This is a genomic window from Prevotella sp. CAG:592 (assembly GCF_000436015.1).
In the GTDB taxonomy this organism is placed as follows: Bacteria; Bacteroidota; Bacteroidia; order Bacteroidales; family Bacteroidaceae; genus Prevotella; species Prevotella pectinovora.
In genome coordinates, this window is record NZ_FR892582.1 from 1 (window position 1) to 6,404 (window position 6,404).

Consider the following 6,404-nt stretch of genomic DNA (forward strand, 5'->3'; position numbering starts at 1 on the left):
AATATGAAGGATATACAGAATATGACATTGAATGTTTTATCAGAACAGGCAAGTGGATTCTTAAGAAAAGAAAAGTTTCGGAAAATACGAATCAAACGACACTGACCAAATAACAGATAGAAATACTAACAAAAAAGGCATTAAACGGAATAATGGCCGATTGGGGTCTATCCTATCAATGCGAACTTGAATATACCTTTTGCGTTCCACCATAATGAAACGCAAAGGGTACTGCCAATATTGTATTGACAGTACCCTCGAGTCAAATATTTATCAAAACTACTTTTCAAGTCCACGATTGCTGATCGTCACGTTCAGGAGCATCAGATACTTGCGATACTGATTCTCGGTGAGCACATAGCGCATGTGCTTCAGATCCTTCTGCAACGCCTTCTCAACCATCGGCTTACGCTCATCTGCGTTAGCATTGCCGGCATTCATCATATCGGCACAGAATTCTGAGTGGATGTCTTGCACGGCTTCCAACTGATCGATCGACAAGCAAAGCGCATCAGCCAATCTGCTGTAGTTTACAGTCATCTTGTAGGCATTGGCTGTGTTTGTCGTGTTCAACTCCTCGTTCTCCGCAAATGTCATGGTCATGCTGAGCACTGCCATAACAGTTAAAAACAATCTTTTCATAATTCCTAAATTTTAAATTAATTACTAAAATGGCTACGGTACTATTCTCACAAATCACCTACACCGGTTATCCTTATCTTTTTACCTTAATATATGTTTGGTATATTTTATCATGTGTCGAGACCAAAGCATGCAACTTTGTCTTTTTCACGCTGCAAAGATAGACAAACCTGCAACAACAAACAAACTATTTGAATTTCTGTTTGCGCTAACAGAGAATATTTTGACATATATCAAAACACCTTTACTTACACATATCTTTTCTTAACATATTTGAAATATCATTTTGTAAATATCAACAATCAACGGCTCACACTCCTTTATTTCTCATATATCTTGTAGATTTATCCCCTCTTCCACCTTTATTTGATTTGATTTTAGTAATTTTGCCACATTATTGACTAATAACATAACACCCTAAATAATTAAAGAGTTGAAAGATATGAAAACTACTACAAGTTCAAAGGGGAACATCGTGGCAATAATAACGATGATGTTCCTGTTTGCAATGATTTCGTTCGTAACAAACCTTGCAGCACCTGTGGGTGTGATCTGGAAGAACACATTTGCCGGAGGCGAAAATGCCAACACCATCGGTATGCTCGGCAACGCCATGAACTTCCTGGCATACCTCTTCATGGGAATTCCATCAGGAAAGATGCTTGCCAAAATCGGCTACAAGAACACAGCCATGACAGGTGTGGCAACAGGTATCGCCGGTCTGGTACTGCAGTTCCTCTCCGGCACATGCTCATCGGCAGAACTCGGATTCTCGATATATCTGCTCGGTGCTTTCGTATGCGGCTTTTCGGTCTGCATGCTCAACACCGTGGTAAACCCGATGATCAATCTGCTCGGCGGCGGCGGCAACAGAGGCAACCAGCTGAACCTCATCGGAGGAACACTGAACTCTCTCTCCGGAACGCTCACGCCGATGCTCGTGGGCAGCTTGATTGGAGAAGTGACAAAGGATACCAAGATTGCCAACGTGAATGTGGTGCTCTTCATCGCAATGGCGGTATTCGCAGCAGCATTCTGCATATTGTATTTTATAAAGATCAACAATCCGGAACACAAACCGGAAGAGAAACTGGCACACTCGCCTTGGGATTTCTCAAACTTCAAGCTTGGAGCGATTGCCATTTTCCTGTATGTCGGACTGGAAGTTGGAATTCCCGGAACCCTGTTCTTCTATATCTCTGACACTACAGCTGCCGGCGGCGGCACCGGACTTGCCAAGGCTACAGCCGTGGCTGGCTTTGTGGCTGCCACATACTGGTTCCTGATGCTCGTAGGAAGATTCTCCGCAGGACTCATAGCCGACAAAGTGTCGAGCAAGGCAATGCTCACCGCAACATCCCTACTGGCAATAGCATTGATGCTCGGAGCGATAATTCTCGGAAAGAGCTGCCATGTGGAGATGCCTGTATTCACCGGCTCAAGCGTGGCAATATACCATCTGCCTGTAGCTGCACTGCTTCTCGTGGCTTGCGGACTGTGCACATCGGTGATGTGGTCGTGCATCTTCAACCTCTCAGTTGAGGGACTTGGAAAATACACCGCCCTCGGTTCCGGAATATTCATGATGATGGTAGTCGGCGGTGGCATAATGCCGCTGATACAGAACTATATCGCTGACCATTATTCATATATGGTGTCATACATCGTGCCGCTGCTCTCTATGGCATACATCTCATTCTATGCAATAAAGGGTTCAAAACGATAATACTGGATGGCGCTTTCTCCGATGCTGGCAGATTGTCTCGACAGCATCGAAGAACACGCCAAACAATAACATAACGAAGGAATAATCATGAAAGAGAATAAATATGTCATCGGACTGGACCTCGGAGGCACCAATGCCGTGTTCGGTCTCGTGGACGAGAACTATGAGATAAAGGCAACAGGATCGCTCCTCACACAGGAGTATACTCTGGCAACGGCTTTCGTAGAGGATGCTGCGGAAGTGATATCCGAACTGTCTTCAGTGGCGGGAGGCATCGAAAACATCAAAGCCATAGGTATCGGAGCTCCTTGCGGCAACTACAATGCGGGAACAATCGAACACGCCGCCAACATCTCATGGGGAAAGGGTGTGGTGCCCATCTGCCAGATGCTGAACAAGAAAACGGGAATCCCTGTGGCAATAACCAACGACGCCAAAGCTGCCGCTCTGGGAGAAATGAGCCATGGAGCAGCCATGGGGATGAAGGATTTCATAGAGATAACTCTCGGTACGGGTGTCGGTTCGGGCATCGTGGCAAACGGCAACCTGATATACGGCAGCGACGGATTCGCCGGAGAACTGGGCCACTCGATAATGTTCTTCGACAATGGCAGGAAATGCGGATGCGGCAGAAGCGGATGCCTCGACATGTATTGCTCGTCGAGGGGAGTGGTGATGACTGCCAAGGAAATGCTTGCCGAAGAGGGAGCGCAGTCAAGCCTTGCCAACATCCCTGCCGACAAGATGACGACACTCGACATTTTCAATGCTGCCGAGGCTGGCGACAAACTGGCACAAATGGTGTTCCGCCGCACAGGAGAGATTCTGGGAAAGGCATGCGCAAACTTCGCCACATTCCTGAGTCCAGAGGCTTTCATCTTCTTCGGCGGTGTGGCAAAAGCCGGCGACTGGCTTCTGAAACCGGCAAAGGAAACATACGACAAATATGTGCTCAGCCTGTATCGCGGCAAGGCGAAATTCCTGACAAGCACCCTGGAAAACGGCACTGCGGCAATACTCGGCACTGCAGCGCTTGCATGGCAAGAGACTGCCAAATAACGGAAATGAAAGGAAGGAAATGACAATGAACAGAGAAGATTTCAGATTTGAGATTTGCGCCAACAGTGTGGAGAGTTGTATCGCCGCACAAGAGGGTGGCGCAGACCGCGTGGAACTGTGTGCCGGAATACCGGAAGGCGGCACCACACCATCCTATGGAGAGATAAAGGTGGCGAGGCGCTTGCTGTCATCCACACGGCTCCATGTCATAATCCGTCCGCGAGGTGGCGACTTCCTGTATTCGCCGCTCGAAATGGAGCGCATGGAGGAAGACATCAGGATGTGTGGCGAACTGGGAGTTGACGGTGTGGTATTCGGATGCCTGACAGAAAACGGTGATGTGGACATAGAGCAGAACCGCCGGCTGATGGAGTGTGCCAAAGGGATGTCGGTGACTTTCCACCGCGCCTTCGACCGCACAGCCGACCCATTCTCCGCCCTTGAAGACATCATATCATTGGGCTGCAACCGCATACTGACCTCCGGACAACAGCCGAAAGCCATTGACGGAACGCCGCTGCTTGCCAAACTGCAGGAGAAAGCTGCCGGACGGATAACGCTGCTTGCCGGAAGCGGCGTCAACGAGGACAACATCCGCGACATATACGACGCCACTGGGATATCCGAATATCATTTCTCTGCAAGGGTCGGCATTAAGAGCAAGATGAAGAATATATGTCAGAACGTATACATGGGAGCAAAAGATGCCGATGAACAGAACATTCTCGTGACCGACAAAGACAGAGTCAGAAATACTATAGACATGTTGACGAAGTAACGAGTTGACAAGTCAACGAAAACAAGCAGACGAGCAGACCTGGATTATAGTCCGACAATTGTCAAGAGCTATTTCCTTGTCTGCTCGTCTGCTTGTCTGCTCGTCTACTTCAGCACCATTATATCGCTCCAGCGCGTCGTAGGACACGGACTCTTATGGTCATGCCGTATAGCATCAGCGAATTTCTTTCCGCCGGGATATTGCTGCGAACTGAGTATCACGGTTTCCGTGCCGCCCACTCTATTGAGATGGTCTACGGCAGAATCCATCCTCGTCATCCTGCCATGCCGGTTGGCATCATAAGAGAACATGTCGGGCTGCACTGCCCCCTGCGGAACGACACCCATCAAGAGCACACCTGCCCGTTTGAACATTATCCCCTCTCTGTAGATGCTTCTCAGACAGTCGGTAGCAGCCATCACGATATCTATAGTGGAGCTGGTCGGCGTAAGAAGTGTCTTGTCTGCCATATTGCCATACTGCATCAGGTCTTCCCTGAAATGGTTAGAGTCGATGAACACTCCCACTACCTGTGCCACAGACTGCTGCTTGCGCAGTTTCTCAGCCGATCTGACGGCAAAATTGGCGATATGAGTGCGTAGCGTATCAAAGTCGCCCACCATCCCGTCGAAGCTTCTGCTCGTGCAGATGCTTTTCTTTCTGGCAGGCAAGTCGTCGGGCACACAGTCTATGCCGTTCAGCTCATTCCACGTACGCTCGATGACGATGTTCTTGAACATCATCCTAACCCACTCCACCTTATGTCCGGCAAAGTCGAGCGCCGTAGATACCCCTATCCTTTCAAGCTTTTCGGCATACCTGCGGCCTATTCCCCACACTTCGCCAACGTCGTAAAGCCCCAGCGCCTTAATGCGTTTCTCATCATTGTCTATCAAGCAGCAGTGGTCATAGCCTGGATATTTCTTGGCGAAATGGGATGCCACCTTGGCAAGAGTCTTGGTGGTGGAGATTCCGATACTTACAGGAATGCCAACCGACCGCCACACCCTGTCGTGCAGGTCACGCCCCCACTGCTGCAGCTGCTCTCCGTCTATCCCCTCAAGAATGGCAAAAGCCTCGTCAATGGAATACCTGAAACACTGCGGAGCCATGTCACGGATGATTGCCATGACACGTCCGGTAAGCTCGCCATACAGTTCATAGTTCGACGAGAACACCTCGATATGTGTATCGGGGAAAAGCTGTTTGAGCTGATAGTATGGCGTACCAGCCTTCACCCCCATGAGCTTTGCCTCCTTGCTTCGCGCCACCACACATCCGTCGTTGTTTGAGAGCACAACGACGGGTTTCCGCTCCAGATCGGGACGGAACACTCGTTCACAACTCACATAGCAGTTGTCACAATCGCAGATGGCGTAATATTTTGTCATTCCTCTATCGTTTCCATTGTTTGATGGTCCACACCACGACTCCCCAGATACGGAAATCGTCAAGGTTGTCGATGCGTATCGGCGAATAGGCGGCATTGGCAGGCCGCAGCTCGATATACCCCTCGGCAAGATGCGTAGTGTCGAGATATTTCATCGTGAACTCCTCGTTGACGTATGCCACTATCACATCCCCGTCGTTCGCCTGCAGCGAACGGTCTATCACGGCAATGTCTCCATCGCAGATGCCGGCTTCCACCATCGAGTCGCCGGATATGCGGGCATAGAATGTTGCCTCGGGATTCTTTATCAAGTCGCGGTTGAAGTCGAGACTGTCGTGCAGATAATCCTCGGCAGGACTCGGAAAACCGGCTTTTATGCCGGGAGCAAGCTGCAACTTCAATCTGCTGTCGAACTCACCTCTCAGAAGTTTTATCTTAGACATATACGTCGCATTGTGTCTTCCAATCCTTATCTCACCCACACGGCATAGTCGTCCTTGCGCGGCTTGGCAGGTGCCGGTTCTGCTGCGGCATATCCGAGCGCCACATGGCCTATGCCTTCATAGTCGCCTTCTATGCCCCACTTGCGGAGCATCTCCTTGCCCTCGTCCATGTCGAACACCTCTTTGGCTCTGTGTATCCAGCAGCTTCCCACACCAAGCGAATGGGCGGCGTTCATGAGGTTGCCCATCACAAGCGAACCGTCATACATATACGTAGGGCGCTGTCTGTCGGCAAGCACTATCAACACCACCGGAGCTCCATAGAATGGGTCTGACGTAGTGCCCATCACCTCGGCGTTGAGTTCA

The 6,404-nt window shown here is 49.7% G+C and carries 7 protein-coding genes; 3 read left to right on the forward strand and 4 right to left on the reverse strand.

The window, feature by feature from the left end:
• Positions 1-279 precede the first annotated feature (279 nt).
• Positions 280-642 (reverse strand): hypothetical protein, encoded by a 363-nt coding sequence (locus tag QVO99_RS06370; protein WP_022316773.1) that lies wholly within the window; start codon positions 640-642, stop codon positions 280-282.
• 442 nt (positions 643-1,084) lie between these two features.
• On the opposite strand from QVO99_RS06370, the gene QVO99_RS06375 reads away from it, so the two are divergent.
• The 3 genes from QVO99_RS06375 (at position 1,085) to QVO99_RS06385 (ending at position 4,205) form a co-directional block, all read left to right on the forward strand.
• Positions 1,085-2,368 carry an MFS transporter gene (locus QVO99_RS06375; RefSeq protein WP_022316775.1) on the forward strand — a complete coding sequence of 428 codons (1,284 nt, stop codon included), beginning with the start codon at positions 1,085-1,087 and terminating at the stop codon, positions 2,366-2,368.
• 87 nt (positions 2,369-2,455) lie between these two features.
• Positions 2,456-3,427 (forward strand): ROK family protein, encoded by a 972-nt coding sequence (locus QVO99_RS06380; protein WP_022316776.1) that lies wholly within the window; start codon positions 2,456-2,458, stop codon positions 3,425-3,427.
• Between the two features lie 25 nt (positions 3,428-3,452).
• A complete protein-coding gene (locus QVO99_RS06385; protein ID WP_022316777.1) occupies positions 3,453-4,205 on the forward strand; it encodes a copper homeostasis protein CutC in 753 nt (250 codons plus the stop codon).
• Between the two features lie 104 nt (positions 4,206-4,309).
• Here the strand turns inward: QVO99_RS06385 and QVO99_RS06390 are convergent, their stop codons facing one another.
• The 3 genes from QVO99_RS06390 to QVO99_RS06400 form a co-directional block, all read right to left on the reverse strand.
• Entirely contained in the window at positions 4,310-5,596 is a 1,287-nt protein-coding gene (locus tag QVO99_RS06390; RefSeq protein ID WP_022316778.1) for a Y-family DNA polymerase, read from the reverse strand.
• A 4-nt stretch (positions 5,597-5,600) separates the two neighbouring features.
• Positions 5,601-6,038: a LexA family protein gene (locus QVO99_RS06395; protein ID WP_022316779.1), complete on the reverse strand. Its 438-nt coding sequence runs from the start codon at positions 6,036-6,038 to the stop codon at positions 5,601-5,603.
• 26 nt (positions 6,039-6,064) lie between these two features.
• Positions 6,065-6,404, reverse strand: a 340-nt coding sequence (locus QVO99_RS06400) for a nitroreductase family protein (protein WP_288177007.1), incomplete at its 5' end; no start/stop codon positions are given.

Coding starts and splice junctions, on each gene's coding strand:
- QVO99_RS06370 (WP_022316773.1), bottom strand. CDS start 642: ATGAAAAGATTGTTTTTAACTGTTATGGCAGTGCTCAGCATGACCATG.
- QVO99_RS06380 (WP_022316776.1), top strand. CDS start 2,456: ATGAAAGAGAATAAATATGTCATCGGACTGGACCTCGGAGGCACCAAT.
- QVO99_RS06390 (WP_022316778.1), bottom strand. CDS start 5,596: ATGACAAAATATTACGCCATCTGCGATTGTGACAACTGCTATGTGAGT.
- QVO99_RS06395 (WP_022316779.1), bottom strand. CDS start 6,038: ATGTCTAAGATAAAACTTCTGAGAGGTGAGTTCGACAGCAGATTGAAG.
- QVO99_RS06385 (WP_022316777.1), top strand. CDS start 3,453: ATGAACAGAGAAGATTTCAGATTTGAGATTTGCGCCAACAGTGTGGAG.
- QVO99_RS06375 (WP_022316775.1), top strand. CDS start 1,085: ATGAAAACTACTACAAGTTCAAAGGGGAACATCGTGGCAATAATAACG.